Raw genomic sequence first — 15,868 nt, 5'->3', positions numbered from 1 at the left:
GATGGGCTGGTCTGACATCGCGGCGACAACCCTCGAAAACGAGCACGTCCTGCTGCGCCCGATCACCGCGGCGGATCGCGAGGCGATCCGCGCGATCGCGATGGATCGGCAGATCTGGCGATGGTTCGTGTCGCTCGTCGAGTCAGAGGAAGACTTCGAGCGGTTTTTCGACTGCACTCTTGCCGACCACGAGGCCGGACGCAGAGCCGTCTACCACATCACGGATAAGAGTGCTGGCCTCACTGCCGGTAGCATGAGCTTTGGTAACCTGGCCGAGACCGATCGACGGTTGGAGATTGGGTGGTCCTGGCTTGGTGTCGAGTTCCAAGGCAAGGGCGTCAACCGTTGGGCCAAGTACCTGCTGTTGGAACACGCCTTCGAGCGGATGCAGGCCGAGCGAGTGGAGTTCAAGACGGACATGCGCAACGAGCAGGCACGTCGCGGTCTGCGGAACATCGGCGCTCGCGAGGAAGGCACACTCCGCAGCTACAACTACATGCCCGGCGGCCGGCGGCGGGACGCTGTCTTCTACAGCATCGTCCGCTCCGAGTGGCCCGACGTGAAGGAACAGTTGGCTACCGGCCCGAAGGCTTTGCGCGTCGGCAGGGCGGAATGAGTCCGGCGATCACACGGGTCAGGGCCGAGGGCGACGCCTTCACCGTCGGCCTGTTACACGGCGAAGCCCAGCGAGTCGCACTGCACGCCTTCGTCGAGGATGCCCTCTGCCGGCTGAACCGGCTACTGCCGGAACCGGTCACCCTCGCGCAGTTGCGGCCGACGGTTGCGGCCTACCGCTCGGTGATCGCCGCCGCAACGCCCGCCCTGGCCGAGGAGATAGTCGGCCTGGGACACGGTGCGGGACTCGACGACGACCTCGCGCACCTGCTGCAGCTGCGTCGAGAAATCCTCGGCTACCACCGGGTTCCGACCATCGGTGACTGCACCACCTATGCGCGCACCGGCCCGGCTGGGCAGCCGGTGCTCGCGCAGACCGTCGACCTCAACGGGAACCTCGATGACCAGATCGCCGTGCTGCATGTCGTACGTCCGCATCGGTCGGCCATAGTGTTGAGCTTCGCCGGCCTCCTCGGCTACCTCGGCGTCAACAGCGCCGGTCTGGCTGTCGGGCTTAATCTTGTACTCGGCGGTGTCTGGCGACCCGGGATCCCGCCCTACCTGGCCATCCGGCACCTTCTCGATACCGCTGATACCGTCGAGCAGGCTGTCGAGATCCTCGGGAAGTTGCCGCTGGCCAGCTCCCGATCCATCATGCTCTGTGACACTCGGTTGGCTGCCTATGTCGAGATCCTCGGCGAGGAGATCCGGGTGACCTCTGGTGCCGAACTCACGCATACCAACCACTTCCTGCACCCGGATTTCGTTAGCAGCGACGAGCTGAACATTTTCGCGCGCAATTCGTCCCTCAACCGGCTGGCGGCCATCCGCACGGGCTTGGCCCGGCTGACCGGCGACGCCGAACCGGAGCAGCACTTCGGGCTGCTGTCCCAGCCGCCGGTCTGCGTGCCGGACAGCGGGGACATCCGGCGGGAACGAAGCGTCGCTGCTGTCGTGATGCTGCCCGCCGAAGGCGAGCTACACCTCCGCCCTGGCGACCCGTCCCGTGCCACCACCAGAGTCTTCCGGCCGCAGCCCGACAACTCCGAGAGGTACATAGATGACGCAACAAGCCAACCCGGCTGATAGGTGCCCCCCGGCGTTCATTCTGACTGGCGCGTTCGCCGTCGTTTGTCGTAACCCCCTGTATCTCACGGAGCTACGCAGGCGCGGCCTCAAGATCCTGGTACTGACCGCTGAGAGCTGGCGGAAGCGTGCGACGGCGGCTCGGCAGGATCCGGAGCACGTCGCCCAGATGATTGACGAGATTGCCTTCGTGGAGGGGTCCTTTGACGTCGAGGGGTCGTTCACTGCCGGCGCTATCGCCCAGGCGCAAAACTGGCGCGACCGGTATACGATCCGGGGCGTCTACGCGGTGGGCGAGACGCTGGTGGAGCCCACGGGCATCGTCGCCGACGCTCTCGGGCTGCCCGGCCCGGGCCTTCGGGCGAGCCGGGTCTGTCGCAGTAAGTACCTGCAGCGGTGGTACCTGAGTGAGCTCAGCCCTGTCTCGGTGACTGTTCCAGGCGGGCAGCGCGCCGCGTTCGACCCGTACGCGGCGCCATTTCCGGCGGTGCTTAAGCCAGCGAGCCGGCACTCCAGCTCGGGCGTCATCACCGTCGAAACCCCGGCTCAACTAGCTGAGGTTGTGGCCAGCTACCCGGAACACGAACATTTGTTGGTTGAGGAAAAGATAGTTGGGCAGGAATACTCGGTCGAGTGTCTAGTGCAGGAAGGAAAGACCATTTTCGCCTCGGTGACCCGCAAGGAAACCACCGAGTCACACGCGAACACCTTCGTGGAGATTTCGCATAGCGTTCCCGAGGGCCATGTTGACGTGCAGGCGATGCTCCTCGATGCGAACCAGCAGCTATTGGAACGGCTGGCCTTCGGTAGCGGCATCGCCCACTCGGAGTGGCGAGTGGACGCGCGTGGTCGCGTGTACCTAATGGAAGTCGCCGCCCGCACCCCCGGCGACGGCCTGCTCGCGCTGTACCAACTGGCCACGGGCGCCGCGCTGGAGCCGGAGATCATGCGAATCTCGCTGGGGGAGCCCGCCTCGTACCCCTCACCGCGGCGTTTCACCCGACAGGTCTACCTCGAGCACCCGGTTGGGACCTTGAACGACGTGGCCGTGGACTGGCCCGAGGTTCGACCGCTCTGGCTGAGCGGTTCCGGCGTCTGGCCGGTGGTGCCCCCGGGTGCTTCCGACGAACCGCCTACCCTGCGCGCGGTCTTCGTGCTGAAGGACCGCGGCAGTCGACTGGGTGAGCTGCGCGAGTCCGACGACCGGGTGGTGACCTTCTTCATCGACGCACCGGTGGAGACGGAACTCGACGAGCTCGAACGGCGAGTGCGTGCGGCCATTACCGTGCACGTTTCGGACTCTGCGCAATGATGTACGGCCAGGGTGCCAAGGGCCCCGCCATCACTTCCACGTTTCGGCAGGCGCCGCTGGCGGTGAAGGCTATCCTCGCGGGCGTCTTCATTAACCGGCTCAGCGGCTTCCTCAACATCTTTCTTGTCCTGTACCTGTTAGCCGAGGGATACAGCACCGAGCAGGCCGCGCTGGCACTCGGTGTCTACGGTGGCGGTGCAGTCGTCGGCGTGCTGATCGGCGGCGGTTTGGCCGATCGGCTCGGTGCCCGGAATGCAACTGTGATCAGCATGGCCAGCTCCAGCGTGCTGATCGCCTCGCTGCTATTTCTGCCGAACTACCCGATGGTGCTCCTCGCGGTAGCCCTGGTCGGTCTCGGCGGGCAGCTCTACCGACCGGCATCGGCGACCCTGCTGTCCGAACTCACCCCACACGATCAGCAGGTCATGATCTTCGCTATGTACCGGTTCGGCCTGAATCTAGGTGCAATGGCCGCCCCGTTACTCGGATTTGCCCTCTACAACCTGGGGCGCCAACAGTATGAACTCTTGTTCTGGGGCGAGGCGGCGATTGCGCTGCTGTACGCGGGACTCGCATGGGTCGCTTTGCCCGCCCGCAGCCGCGTCCGGCCGACCGTCGACCCGGCGGAGGACTCAAACCAAGGTAGCTACTCCGACGTGCTGCGGGATCGGCGGTTCCTCAGCTATCTCGTAGCGACATTCCTGCATTCCGCCGTCTACGTGCAATACCTTTCCACCCTGCCACTTGACATGACAGCCGAGGGGTCGCCCATATTCTGGTACACGGCGGCGGTCTCGCTCAACGGGTTCATCGTCATCGCCTTCGAGCTTCTGCTCACCAAGGTCACTCAGAACTGGCCCTTCAAGGTCACGATAGGCTTGGCCTTTGGCCTACTCGGCGCGGGTGTTGCGTTCTATGCGCTCCCGCTGGGTCCAGCAATCATCATCGGCGGCACGCTGATTTGGTCTCTTGGTGAGATCATCGGTGGACCGGCGGCGTTCGCGTATCCCGCCGTCGCCGGACCCGCGTCCCTCAAGTCCCGCTATATCGGTAGCTTTCAGTTTATGTTCGGGCTTGGAACGGCGGTCGGGCCGATGGCGGGAGGTTGGCTCTTCGTTCGGCTAGGTCACAGCGTGTGGCTGGTCATCGCACTAAGCTCCGTGCTGGCCACACTGCTAGCCGTGACGGCCGTACGCCAACCACGAGGCGAGCAGCCGGCCATCGAGACCATTGCCGACGCGGCGGCGGACCGAGAAGAGCCTCCCGTAGCGCGAGCCGGTCAGTGAGTGGCTGTACCTGGCCACCGTCATCGACCTGGCTACCCGCCGCGTGGTCGGCTGGATAGTGAACGGGCCCATCGGGATGCGAGTCCCGCGGTGGACACGTCGGCTGGCCAGCAGCACGACACCCACGACTCCCGCACCCAGGTAGCCCAAGAACACCGCGCTGAAGGCCGTGCCCCAGCCCCACCACCCAGCAGGGCGGTCACCGAGAGGATCAGCTTGGCGTGGCCCAGGCCCATGCCGCGGTTGCGCAGGATCAGCCCCGTGCTGACGAACACCGTAGTGGCGACGGCCGCGCAGATCGCCGCGCCGAGCACGCGCTCCCACCGATCGGTGACCGCTGCGTCGACGGTGAGCAGAGCGAAGACGCCGGCCGCCGCCGGCAGGGTGATGACGTTGGGCAGGCGGTGCACCTGAGCGTCGATGAACACGAGCGGGACGGCGCAGCCGGCCCACCACAGGCCGGCCAGCAGCACCGGCATGGTGGGAGCGGCGAGAAGCACGGTGGTGACCGCGACCGCAGCGCAGAGCTCCAGCAGGTACGGAGGGGCGCCCATCCGCTGCCAGCAGCGGCCGCTCGGTAGCAGCGCGGCCCAGCCGGGTCCGACCGGACTCACCTCGACGCCGCAGCCCTCGCAGGACCGCCGGCTGAACTGGCCCGCTGGGACGACCAGCCTGGCGTGACAGAGAGACCGAGCATGACCAGCTTAACCGTCTTGCTGCGGACCGAGCTGGCTGATCTCGTACCCGTCGGGATAGCTCTTGGTCTTGATCCCGTTGGCGAACAGCGCCGTGGTGTGCGGCGCGCCGAACCACCGTTGGAGCCGCGACCGCAGCTTCAGGGCCGCATGCAGGCCAGCCCGGATCGGCCACGCCGGTGCGGCGACTCGCATCGCGTGCCGGAGCGGCGCGTCGTATATGGCGCTGACCAGCGCGTTGCCCAGCGGTGCGAGGGGCGTGGGGATGCGGGTGAGCATCAGCATGCGGGTGGCTCGCTCGATGGCGGCCGCGTCGTCGTTGGGCTGCAGGTGGGTGGCGTCGTGGGCGTCGAACCAGGTCTCGAACTCTTCGTAGGAGCTCGGGATCTCGGTGCTGCCCATCCGCCGGCCCAACTCCCGATAGAACAGGTAGGTGGCCCGTCGCTCGTGGCAGCAGGGTTGGCGCCAGCCGTACTGCTGCAGCCACCGGGTGGGGATCACCATCAAGCAGCCGAGGACGTAGAGGTAGTCGTCGTTGGGGATGTCGTAGGGGCGGTGGATCTGGTTGACCCGTCGCAGCGCGTCCCGGCCGCGCGGCTGGTCGAACCCGTTGAGCACCATTTCGTACATCAGGAGGCCGGTGTCGTCGATGCGCTTTTGGGTTCGCTCGGTTAGCTCACCAGTGGCGGTGTGCACTGCGGCGATGGCGGGGACGGAGAAGGACCGGTTGAAGGCAAGGTTCAGCCCGAGCTTCATGTCCCAGGGGAACTCGTAGCGCAGCATGGTCTGGTAGATGGCCAGGTAGTCATGCTCAGGGTCCAGAGCGCGGATGCGAGTCAGGTTGGCGTAGCGGTGTCTCATCGTTGGGCATCTCCAACCACTGGGTGCGGAAAGTCCTTCGCGGCTGCGAGCCGGGCCGCGACGAGCGTCCGGGCCACCACGGGGGATTGGGCATAGGCAGCGGTGACCCGCATCAGCCATGCGATCTCGCCGGTGTAGCCACCGCCTGGACGATGGAGATCGTCCGCCGGCTGGGGGACCGCAGCGACAATGCCGGCCTGGTGTCGATGCAGGGCGCAAGCCAAATGGGCCGCCTCTAGGTTCGACCGCCGCTCGTCAGCGGTCAGCCCGGCCTGCTCAGCGAATTGCTCGGCCAGCTCCGTCACCTTGACGTCCATGTACGGGCGGAGCGCGAGACGTCCGTCGCGAATCTCGGCCACCCGGCGGGTCAGTGCGTAGTCGATATCGCGGACCGCCCCGAGCGGTCGGCGCAGGCTTGTATCGAGCTCGAGTTCGGGCAGGGCGCTGACGAGGTCCCGCCAGAGCGGTTCCAGTCGTCGATAGGAGCGGAAGTCGTCCCAGCGCCGAGTGATTGTGAGGATCGGGCCCCAGGCCGGCATGGTGAGGCCGGCCATCATGAGCAACGCGCTGATGGTCACCAGGATTGCGGCGATCTCTCTCTCACTAGACGGTTGGTGGCCGCTCCAGTAAGCGATGAGGTAGACGATCTTGTTGGTGCTGTAGAGCAGTGCGAAGGCGGCACCAACGGCGGTTATGCGGAGGCCGCGCCGGAGCCAGGGGCGTCCGCAGACGCGGGCGAAGCGCCAGCATAGGCGGGTGATGTCGGTGCAGTAGGCAAAGAAGCCGACCAGCATGAAGATCAGCAGGTAGGCAGTTACGACAGGATCCCGCGCGTATTCGACCGTCAGAAGGACCGGGGTGTCGTAGGTGAGCGTGTAGACGAACAGGCCAGCCATGGCGAGGAACGCGCCGCTGGTGACCCACACCCAGAACCGGCTCCGCACTGCGGCCTTCGCCGGTGGCAGGGCGAGGTGAAGCAGCATGTTCTCGGCACTCGCAGCGATCGTCATAGCGCAGGCGTGGGAGATGACTTTGGCCAGGTTGGGTAGCCCTGATGCGTGGTCGATGCCGGCGGCGAGGGGTGGGATGGCGAGGGTGATCCCGGCGGCGAAGGCCCCGAGCGCCACACAAATCGCGCCTCGGACCCGGCCGGGCTGCCGGTGCTGGAGCCGCAGCATGTAGCCGAAGGCGAACCAGCCGGCGACCGCGCAGACGGCGTACAGGGTGGTATCCATCTCGACTACCAGTCGGGGTGTTCCAGCGAGTGCCGCAGCCGGCCGTACAACTCGGCCTGACGGCTGTCCAGCGGCGACTCCTGTCCCTCGTCACGGCCAGCGCGTGCCCGTCGCAACAGCAGCGATCCGATCATCTCGGCCTCGCGCTCCTCGGCGGCTGCGTAGTTGCTCCGGCCGAGGCTGCGCCGGACCAGCTGCGGGTCGAGGTCGGGCAGTAGCAGGCGGGAGGCGTCCGGGTCCAGGACTTCGGTAGCCCGGTGGCCGGCGAGCAGGTGGCCCAGTTCGTGACCGATGATCAGTAGTTGATGCAGGGGTGAGGTGTCCTGCTCGAAGAAGATGGCGTCGAACTCGCCGGTCGGCACGCACATCCCGCATACCGCGTGCGCCGGGAGCCTGATCGGCACCAGATGGATGGGCCGGCCGCGCCGTTCGCCAAGCAGGTCGCACAGCTTCTTGATGTCGAACGGCTCCGGTATCTCCACCTCGGCGGCGATCTGCTCGCAGCGTTTGCGTAGTCGGTGCAACTTCACGTCAGCGTTCCCCCGCTCGTCGGCGTACTGCCACCGAAGGATCAGCACAGCTAACTGCGATCACCCGGCACGGCACCACTTCCGCCCGGGCTGGTGCCCTCGGCTACGGCCTGCAATCGGGCCACCATCTGCTCAATGAGCTGCATATCTGTTGAGGACAGTCCGTTGTCGGTGAGCACTTGGCGCAGGGCCACCTGCTTGACGTCCATTCGCCGCAACTCGCTGAGCAGCGTGATCTGGTCCTGTATCCGTCGTGCCGCCGCGTCATCCACGAAGTAGCCCGAGTTCACGCCGAACGCGAAGGCCAGAGCGCGCACGTGTGAGGTGCGAGGATCGCTCGCTACGCCGCGGCGCAACTCTCCGATGTAGGCGGCGCTGATCGTCACACCAGTGTCGGCCGCCGTCGCGTTGATCTTGTCGGCGATCTCCTTGTTGGTGTACCTGCGGCCCGACTCGTCGGGGTCGCTGAGTTCCTCAGCGGTCGGGCGGATCTTGTCGAACAGGTACTCCAGCCGGGCTGCCAGCGTGTCAAGGGGCGGCAGCTCCTGCTCAACGTGCCCATCGTCGACCATGACTCTTCACCCTCCAGCGACTAAACAACAGTGTCGCAGATGCAAGCGCCAGCAAAACAGATGTTGACGCATGCACGGAACGTGAGCATATCCTCGTTCTTGTTTGGAGCAACGTGCGTTGAGTACAGGACCACACCGCTCAACGCCTGTCGCGTGGCTGGCGCCTGGTCTAGGTCCGGCCACTGGCACGGGGGAGTCGTCAGTGAGAGGGATCAGCTCCGTCACGGGCGCAAAGCGGGGACGCGTCCCGGGACGCTCGCTGGCGCGCTCGGCTGTCAGCAGGGCAGCACCCATCGGCACCCCTGCCCGGATGCAGCACATCCAGGACCGCGCGGCGTTCAACCGGAGTCAGCGTTGACGGCGGAGGATCTCCAGAGCGGTCTTCGTCCGGGCCAGATTCGCTTCCAGACGCTCGTTGCGCCGACGCACTCCGCCGTGCCGGCCAGCAGCGCGGCCAGTCGGGCCCGTACCGGCTCGGCCTCGCTCGGGTCGGCGAGGTAGAGGAGGTAGTCCCGCGGCGAGCCGCCCGGGCCCACCGCTGGACCGGCGGACCAGCGGCGCAGGTGGGACTCCAGCCCCGGCCGCAGCCGATTGAGCTGGATCGTCCGGGTCGGGTCGACGTCGATATGCCCGTGGTCGGCGGTCAGTGCGAAGAGCGTGCCCGGCGCCAGCGCCGTGAAGAGGTCCTCCAGTATGTCGAGGAGCGTCGTCACCGTCTCGCGGTAGGCCTGCGAGGAGGCCCCCTTCAGGTGCGCCACCGCGTCGGCCTGGTTGAGATAGACGACCGGGTAGCGCGGGCGCCGGTCGCCGGCGGGTCCGCCGCGCTGCGCGCCGCCTCCCGCGGGTCCGCGTAGGGCACCAGCCGGGCGCCCTCCATGACCACCGAGGAGAAGGTCGACGGGGGTGAAGGCAAGGCTCTGGTGTACCACGCACTCGCCCCCGCGGTCGGTCAGCGTCCGGTAGTGGCTCGGCAGTGGCAGCACCGCACGCGGGTCGGCGACGGTAGAGCGGAGAGTGTCCCGGCTCCGGTCGCCCGCGTACGAGAACATCAGCGGAGACACCAGTGCCTCGACCGAGGGCTCATACATGATCCACTCGAACAGTCCGGTCCGGCTCACCAGTAGACCACAGTGCAGGGTGGTGATGTTGGCCGCGGTGGTGGTGGGGAACTGGGTCTGCAGTTTGCCGGCGATCCCCTCGCCCAGCAGCCGGCGCAGTAGGGGAGAGGAGTCGGCGTACCGCCCCAGCAGGCTCCAGCCGAAGCCGTCGAGGATGACCAGCAGCAACTCCGGCCGTGGCGGGTCCAGACCGGCCAGCCGCTCCGACAACGTCACGTTCGCCCCGGTCACCGCCCGCCACGTACGGGTGTACGGGGTCAAGCGGGCCACCGTCCGGGCCGGCCCCGCGACGTCCGGGCCGGCCCCGACGTCGCGGGGCCGGGCGCTCCGGCGGATCGCCGAGTGACAGGAGCGTACGGCCGGCGGGCCGGCGCGCGGATGCCACGCGCGCCCAATGGTGGCGCGCCGGTCCGTCCTCGACGGCTGGAAACGCTCCCGCAACGGTCCGTGGACGATCGCGCGCGGCCGCCTTCGACGCGGTGCGCGATGGCGAAAAAAATGACCCCGGGTGTGAGAATCTACCTCGAACGTCCGTCGGTTTGGTTCTGGCGTACCCCCGGCGCGCGGGTCCGGCTATTGTCGATGAGCAAACGGACAAGACAATGGCGCCGATCGGTCAACGCCGACCGGCCGAACCGGGGGTATATTGGCCGATCTAACTTGTGGCTACAGCGCCTTGGAGAGTGTCGATGGAAGAGCCTGGGGACCGGCGCCGCTATCACGTGGTGCTCAACGATGAGGAGCAGTACTCGATTTGGCCGATCGGCTCGGAGATTCCGGCCGGATGGCGTCCGGCGGGCTTCGACGGCGATCGGGCCAGATGCCTCGCGCATATCGACGAGATCTGGACCGACCTGCGGCCGCGCAGCCTGCGGGAGTGGCTGGCCGTGCAGGGCTGACCGCCACCGCACCACCCGACGACCGCGGACGCACCGGGAGAACCGGTACGTCCGCGGTCGTTTTGCCTGCCCAGGTAGCGGGCGACGGTGCCGCTGGCGGTCCCTGCGCGTGCCGGGACGCCCCGTCGCGCCCGCCGCCTGTCTCCTCCGAGGGGCGACGCGCCCTCCTGCGCGCCGGTGTCCTGGTCAGCCGCGCGACCGGGTGTCGTCGCTGCGGGATCGGTGGAGGTGTCGGCGGAAGACACAACCTTCTGCCCACTGATCTGGCTATCGGTGGGGGCGGGAGTCGATTCACCATTGCCTCGGAAATATCCGAATAGTTCATCGGATGCAGGCCACCCGTCGGCGGTTCGGACCGGACATTCCGACCGGTTGACAGACCCGAATCGCTCTCGTAATTTTTGGTGAGTTATTCCCGGCCCAGTTAATTCCGCATATTGCGGCAACAGGGCGCCGGGAATTCGATCCTCCCTGCTTACCGACTGGTCCAGAGGTTTTTATGTCCGGTGTGCCGGACACGAAGGAGTCAATGTGCCGGCAACGCCCTTCGATGCCGCCGTCGATCCGGACAGCCGCTACGACACGGTGACGTTGCAGCCCGGCATGCTGTTCACCCGGGAACACCAGCCCCGCTCGGGTGTCGACATCCTCCAGGTGGCCGTCGACTGGCCCGTGCCGCTGGACCCGACCGCCATGCGAACCGCCTGGCAACACGCCGTCGCGCGCCACCCGGTGCTGCGTACCGCCTTCGTCTGGTCCCCGAACGGCGACCTCGCGCAGGAGGTCCGCCCGGCGGTGACCCTGCCGGTGGCGCACCACGACTGGTCCGCTGCTCCGTCCACCGGCCACGCCGAGCGGCTCGCCCGATTCCTCGCCGACGACCGCGCCGCCGGCTTCGACCCCTCGATCGCCCCACTCGCCCGGGTCGCCCTGCTCACCCATGGGCCGGACCGGCACACCCTGGCGGTCACCCTGCACCACGCCATCCTCGATGGACGGTCGGTGCACATGCTGCTCGGCGAGGTCTTCACCGACCACGACGCGCTCCGGACCGGTCGGCCGTACGACCCGCCGGGGCGACGACCGTTCCGCGACTACGCGGTCTGGGCCGCGCGGCGCCCGCTCACCGGAGACCAGCGCTTCTGGACCCGCCGGCTGGCCGGCGTGCCCCTGCCGACCCCGGTGCCGCAGGACCGGGCGCCGGTCGACCTGCCCCGCGGGGTGGACACGGTCGGCGAATGGGTCCGGACGTTCACCCCGGAGGCCACCGCGGCCGTCCACGAGGCGGCCCGGACCGTCGGCGTCCCGGTCGGCACGCTGGTCACCGCGGCCTGGTCCATGCTGCTGCACCGCCACACCGGACTCACCGAGGTCGTCTTCGGTCACACCCGCAGCTGCCGGAGAGCCACCGTGGACGGCGCCGACGAGATGCTCGGCCTGCTGATCAATACGGTGCCGTTGCGTACCGACGTCGACCCGCGTCGGCCGGTCCGGGACTGGCTTCTCGACGTGCGCCGGCAGGTCGACGAGATCCGCCCGCACCAGCTCGCCCCCCTGCCCCGGATCCAGCAGTGGAGCGGAGTGCCGGCCAGCATCCCGATCTTCGACTCCCTCCTCATGTACGAGCGCCGCGACCTGCAGACCACGCTGAGCCGTACGGTGCCCGACTGGGGTGCTCGGGTCGCCCGCGTCCACCGGCACCCGGGTCCGACGGTCACCCTCTGCGTCTACGGCGAACCGGTGCTGAAGGCCCTGCTCTACCACGACCGACGCCGGCTCAGCGGGGCCGGCGCGGAGGCGGTGCTGCGTCACTTCGCGGTGATCCTCACCGGACTGGCCGACGGGCTCGACCGGCCGGTCGCCGCGCTGCCCCTGCTCGACGCCGCCGACCGGGCCATGCTGGCCGGCTTCCGCGCCGTCGGCGATCCGGTGCCGTCCGGGGCGTACCCGGTGGACGCGACCGTGCCGGACCTCGTCGCCGCCGTGGTCCGGCGGCAACCCGAGGCGGTGGCGGTGGTCGGCGCCGACGGGGTCAGCCTCACTTACCGGGAGTTGGCCGGCCGGGCCGACGCCCTCGCCCGTCGTCTCGTCGCCTGGGGGGTACGCCGGGACGAGCCGGTGGCGGTGGCCCTGCCCCGCTCGGTGGAGCTGGTCGTCACCCTTCTCGCCGTGCTCAGGGCCGGTGGCGGATACCTGCCACTCGACCCCACCGACCCGCCGGCGCGGACCCGGCAGCTGCTCGCCGCCGCCGGGGATCCGCCGGTGCTGGCCACCGCCGAGGTGCCCGGCGCGACCCGGCTGTTCCGCCTGGACGACCCCGACGCCGGCACGCCGGCGGGCGTCGCGGTACGGCGACCGCACCCCGCCGGGCTCGCCTACGTCAGCTTCACCTCCGGTTCGACCGGCACCCCGAAGGGTGTCGCCGTCACCCACTCCGCCGTGGTTCGCCTGGTTCACCGGCCCGGCTACCTGCGACTGGGTCCGGCCGAGACGGTCCTTCACCTCGCCCCGGCCGCCTTCGACGCGGCCACCCTGGAGATCTGGGGTGCCCTGACCTCCGGTGCGCGGCTCGTGGTCGCCCCGCCCGGTACGCCGGACCTCGTCGAGCTGGCCCGGTTGCTCCGCCGGGAGAAGATCACCGTGCTCTGGTTGACCGCCGGGCTCTTCCACCAACTGGTGGAGTTCGACCCGGACTGCCTCGCCGACGTCGGGCAACTCCTCGCTGGCGGGGACGTGCTCGCCCCGGAGGCGGTCCGCCGGGCCCTGCGGGTTCGTGGCGGTGCGGTCCTGGTCAACGGGTACGGACCAACCGAGAACACCACCTTCACCTGCGTGCACCCGATGACCGACCCGGCGGCCGTGCCGGACCCGGTGCCGATCGGTCGGCCGGTGCCCCGCACCACGGTGTACGTCCTCGACCCGGCGGGCCGGCCGGTGCCGGTCGGCGTGCCCGGTGAACTCCACACCGGCGGCGCAGGAGTCGCCCGGGGCTACCTCGGACATCCGGCGGCGACGGCCGCGGCGTTCGTCCCCGACCCGTTCGACCCCCGTCCTGGTGCCCGGATGTACCGCACCGGTGACCGGGTCCGATGGCGGCCGGACGGCACTCTCGACTTCCTCGGCCGCATCGACGAGCAGGTGAAGATCCGCGGCTTCCGGGTCGAGCCGGGAGAGGTCGCCGCGGTGCTGCGGACCCACCCCGCCGTCTCCGAGGCAGCCGTCCTGGTCGACGGGGAGGGAGAGCGGCGCCGGCTGCTGGCGTACCTGACCTCCCGCCCCGGCGTAACGGCCCCGACTCCGCAGGACCTGGCCCGGTACGCGGCTGACCGGCTTCCGGTCCACCTCCGGCCGGCCGCCCACCTGGTCCTGCCGACCCTGCCGCTGACCCGCAACGGCAAGATCGACCGGCGGGCACTGCCCCTGCCGGACCAGCCGGCGGCCCATCCGGTCGCTGACCTGACCGACCCGGTCCAGGTGCGCCTGGCCGCCCTCTGGGCCGACCTGCTCGGCACCGCCCCGTCCACCCCGGACGACGACTTCTTCGTGCTGGGCGGGAACTCGCTGCTCGCCACCCGGCTGACCTTCGTCGTCGCCGACCAGTTCGGCGTCGAACTGCCGGTGCGGGTCGTCTACGACCACCCGACCCTCGCCGGGCTGGCCGGGCTGCTCGGCAAGCGGGCCACCGGGGTGCGACCGGCGAGCCCCGGGGTGACCCGCCGGGATCGGGCCGGTTACCGGTCGTCACCCACCGACCCGGCCGTCGACCTCACCCGGTCGCACCTGGTCCGGCCGGCCGACGGGCCCTGGGCGCTGTGGCGCTGGGTAGGCCTGCGCGCGGCCGGCTTCCCGCTGCGGACGCTGACCGCCCTCGGTGACCTGGAACTGGTCCGGGCCGCCGACGCGGTGCTGGCCGCCGAACAGCGGCTCACCGAGGCCCGCCGGGACCTCGCCGAGGCGCTGCGCCGGGCCCGCACGGCCAGCCCACCCGGCGAGCGCGCCCGGTGGAACCGGGCGGTCCGGCAGGTGCGCCGGGACGGCCCGCCGGACCCGCTGCCGCCGGAGGCCGCCACGGTCGGCGGGGGCGCGCTGCTCCGGGCTGACACCGCCCTGCGGGTCGCCCACTCCGCGCGGGAGGCCGCGCTCGCCGCCTACCGGCAGGTCTACGGCGACGCCGGCGCGCGACGCACCGCGGCGTTGCGTGCCGCCGCCACCGATCCGCTCTTCCGGGCCGCCGTGACCTGGCAGAACCGGCATGCGCTGCGCACCGGGGTGGACCCCCTCCGCGCCGCCGCTCCTGGTGCCACCGACTCGCGGCACCGGCAGCACGAGGCGCTCGTCGCCACCTACCTCCAGCGGTACTGCGCAAAGAACGACACCATCGGTTTCTTCGGCCCGGTCGGGTGGGCCCGGATCGACGACGGCGTGCCCGCGCTGACCGTCCGGCACGGACCCGCGGCGCTCGCCAGCCGGACCGTCCACTTCGAGAACTGGGCGATCGTCGAGACGGCCGAGGCGCTCACCACCCGCGACCCGGGGCTGCGCCCCTGGTTGGTGCCCCGGCGGATGCCCTTCCTCGCCCTCGTCGGCGACGAGTTGCACGTGCCGCTGACCGCACCGGTGCCTCTCGCCCCGGTGACCGCCCGACTTCTGCGTGCCTGTGACGGCACCCGACCGGCCGGAGCGATCACCGCCGAACTGGTCGCCGACCCGAGCAGCGGGATCACCGACGCCGACCAGGTCCACCGGCTGCTCGCGGAACTTCGGGACGCCCGCCGGATCACCTGGTCGCTGGAGGTGCCGAGGGAGGACCTGCACCCGGAACGCGCCCTGCGCGCCCGCCTCGCGGCCGTCACCGACCCGGCGGTACGCGAACCGGCGCTGGCCGCCCTCGACGAGTTGGACCGGGCCCGGGACGCGGTCGCCGCGGCGGCCGGGGACGCCGACCGGCTGGGCGCGGCGGTCGAGGCGTTGGAGGAGCGGTTCAGTGCCCTCACCGGTCAGTCGCCCAACCGCCGGGCCGGCATGGTGTACGCCGGGCGGACCCTGGTCTACGAGGAGTGCGCCTCGGGCACCGACGTGACCCTCTCCACCGACCTCACCGCGACCCTCTGGCCGGCGCTGAGCCTGCTGTTGGAGAGTGCCCGCTGGTTCACCTCCGCCGGGGCGGCGCTGTTCCGGCGGGCCGCGACGCAGCGGTACCGGGAACTGGTCGCCCGCACCGGCGCGGCGACGGTTCCGTTCGCCGACTTCTGGCTCTGGGTCAACGACCTGCTCTTCGACCCGCCGGAGAAATTGATCGCCCCGGTCGTGCGGGGATTGCAGGACCGCTGGGCGCGGATCCTGCCCGACCCGGTCGACCACCGGATCACCGCCACCTCGGACGAGCTTCGGCAGCGGGTCGCCACCGCGTTCGCCGCGCCCCGGCCGGGCTGGGTCGGCGCGTACCAGCACAGCCCGGACGTGCTTCTCGCCGCCGCCGGGCCGGAGGCGGTCGCCAGCGGCGACTTCCACTGGGTGGTCGGCGAGGTGCACCCGGGGGTGAACACGCTCCGCGCGGCGCTCTTCGTCGGCCAGCACCCCGCGCCGCAGGAACTGCGGGCGGCGACCACCGCCGACCTGCCGCACGGCCGGATCGCCCTCGCCGCGACCGGGGAGGTGG

Annotated in this window: 11 protein-coding genes and 2 pseudogenes; 7 read left to right on the top strand and 6 right to left on the bottom strand. The window is 69.6% G+C overall.

Translation table 11 applies throughout. From position 1 onward, the window contains the following. The first annotated feature begins 1 nt into the window (after position 1). Genes T398_RS21825 through T398_RS21810 form a run of 4 tightly spaced genes read left to right on the top strand, consistent with a single transcriptional unit; the run spans position 2 to position 4,299 of the window. The gene (locus tag T398_RS21825; protein ID WP_496449561.1) at positions 2-616 is read left to right on the top strand and encodes a GNAT family N-acetyltransferase; all 615 of its coding nucleotides are present in this window, start codon (positions 2-4) and stop codon (positions 614-616) included. Then, the gene (locus tag T398_RS21820) at positions 613-1,701 is read left to right on the top strand and encodes a C45 family autoproteolytic acyltransferase/hydrolase (protein WP_496449559.1); all 1,089 of its coding nucleotides are present in this window, start codon (positions 613-615) and stop codon (positions 1,699-1,701) included. The genes T398_RS21825 and T398_RS21820 overlap by 4 nt, the downstream gene beginning before the upstream one ends. Beyond that, entirely contained in the window at positions 1,676-3,013 is a 1,338-nt protein-coding gene (locus T398_RS21815) for an ATP-grasp domain-containing protein (protein WP_496449558.1), read from the top strand. Before T398_RS21820 ends, T398_RS21815 begins: the two co-directional genes overlap by 26 nt. Further along, positions 3,010-4,299, top strand: coding sequence for an MFS transporter (locus T398_RS21810; RefSeq protein ID WP_496449556.1), 1,290 nt, complete (start codon positions 3,010-3,012; stop codon positions 4,297-4,299). Before T398_RS21815 ends, T398_RS21810 begins: the two co-directional genes overlap by 4 nt. Before the next feature lie 32 nt (positions 4,300-4,331). Here T398_RS21810 and T398_RS21805 read toward each other — a convergent pair whose 3' ends face one another. The 6 genes from T398_RS21805 to T398_RS21780 form a co-directional block, all read right to left on the bottom strand. Further along, positions 4,332-4,913, bottom strand: coding sequence for a prepilin peptidase (locus tag T398_RS21805; protein ID WP_496449555.1), 582 nt, complete (start codon positions 4,911-4,913; stop codon positions 4,332-4,334). Between the two features lie 90 nt (positions 4,914-5,003). Next, positions 5,004-5,855: an oxygenase MpaB family protein gene (locus T398_RS21800; RefSeq protein WP_496449553.1), complete on the bottom strand. Its 852-nt coding sequence runs from the start codon at positions 5,853-5,855 to the stop codon at positions 5,004-5,006. Beyond that, on the bottom strand, positions 5,852-7,090 hold the full coding sequence (locus tag T398_RS21795; protein ID WP_496449551.1) for an MAB_1171c family putative transporter: 1,239 nt from the start codon (positions 7,088-7,090) through the stop codon (positions 5,852-5,854). Before T398_RS21795 ends, T398_RS21800 begins: the two co-directional genes overlap by 4 nt. 5 nt (positions 7,091-7,095) lie before the next feature. Further along, the gene (locus tag T398_RS21790) at positions 7,096-7,665 is read right to left on the bottom strand and encodes a hypothetical protein (protein WP_496449589.1); all 570 of its coding nucleotides are present in this window, start codon (positions 7,663-7,665) and stop codon (positions 7,096-7,098) included. A gap of 5 nt (positions 7,666-7,670) precedes the next feature. Further along, complete coding sequence (locus T398_RS21785; RefSeq protein ID WP_496449550.1) at positions 7,671-8,192, bottom strand: hypothetical protein; 522 nt, start codon at positions 8,190-8,192, stop codon at positions 7,671-7,673. Positions 8,193-8,530: 338 nt separating this feature from the next. Then, on the bottom strand, positions 8,531-9,571 hold the full coding sequence (locus T398_RS21780; protein ID WP_496449548.1) for an alkaline phosphatase family protein: 1,041 nt from the start codon (positions 9,569-9,571) through the stop codon (positions 8,531-8,533). Positions 9,572-9,999: 428 nt separating this feature from the next. Here T398_RS21780 and T398_RS21775 point away from each other — a divergent pair, with 428 nt between their 5' ends. The 3 genes and pseudogenes from T398_RS21775 to T398_RS21765 form a co-directional block, all read left to right on the top strand. Next, complete coding sequence (locus tag T398_RS21775; protein WP_026185846.1) at positions 10,000-10,209, top strand: MbtH family protein; 210 nt, start codon at positions 10,000-10,002, stop codon at positions 10,207-10,209. A 531-nt stretch (positions 10,210-10,740) separates the two neighbouring features. Beyond that, a pseudogene (locus T398_RS21770) lies at positions 10,741-11,838 on the top strand (condensation domain-containing protein); the annotation flags it as partial. Between the two features lie 267 nt (positions 11,839-12,105). After that, a pseudogene (locus tag T398_RS21765) lies at positions 12,106-15,771 on the top strand (amino acid adenylation domain-containing protein); the annotation flags it as partial. Positions 15,772-15,868 lie beyond the last annotated feature (97 nt).

It is taken from the genome of Salinispora goodfellowii (genome assembly GCF_059570675.1).
Note: the sequence above shows the minus strand (reverse complement) of the source record. Positions and strands in the feature narration are given on the sequence as shown.

Coding starts and splice junctions, on each gene's coding strand:
- T398_RS21825 (WP_496449561.1), top strand. CDS start 2: ATGGGCTGGTCTGACATCGCGGCGACAACCCTCGAAAACGAGCACGTC.
- T398_RS21820 (WP_496449559.1), top strand. CDS start 613: ATGAGTCCGGCGATCACACGGGTCAGGGCCGAGGGCGACGCCTTCACC.
- T398_RS21815 (WP_496449558.1), top strand. CDS start 1,676: ATGACGCAACAAGCCAACCCGGCTGATAGGTGCCCCCCGGCGTTCATT.
- T398_RS21810 (WP_496449556.1), top strand. CDS start 3,010: ATGATGTACGGCCAGGGTGCCAAGGGCCCCGCCATCACTTCCACGTTT.
- T398_RS21800 (WP_496449553.1), bottom strand. CDS start 5,855: ATGAGACACCGCTACGCCAACCTGACTCGCATCCGCGCTCTGGACCCT.
- T398_RS21795 (WP_496449551.1), bottom strand. CDS start 7,090: ATGGATACCACCCTGTACGCCGTCTGCGCGGTCGCCGGCTGGTTCGCC.
- T398_RS21785 (WP_496449550.1), bottom strand. CDS start 8,192: ATGGTCGACGATGGGCACGTTGAGCAGGAGCTGCCGCCCCTTGACACG.
- T398_RS21775 (WP_026185846.1), top strand. CDS start 10,000: ATGGAAGAGCCTGGGGACCGGCGCCGCTATCACGTGGTGCTCAACGAT.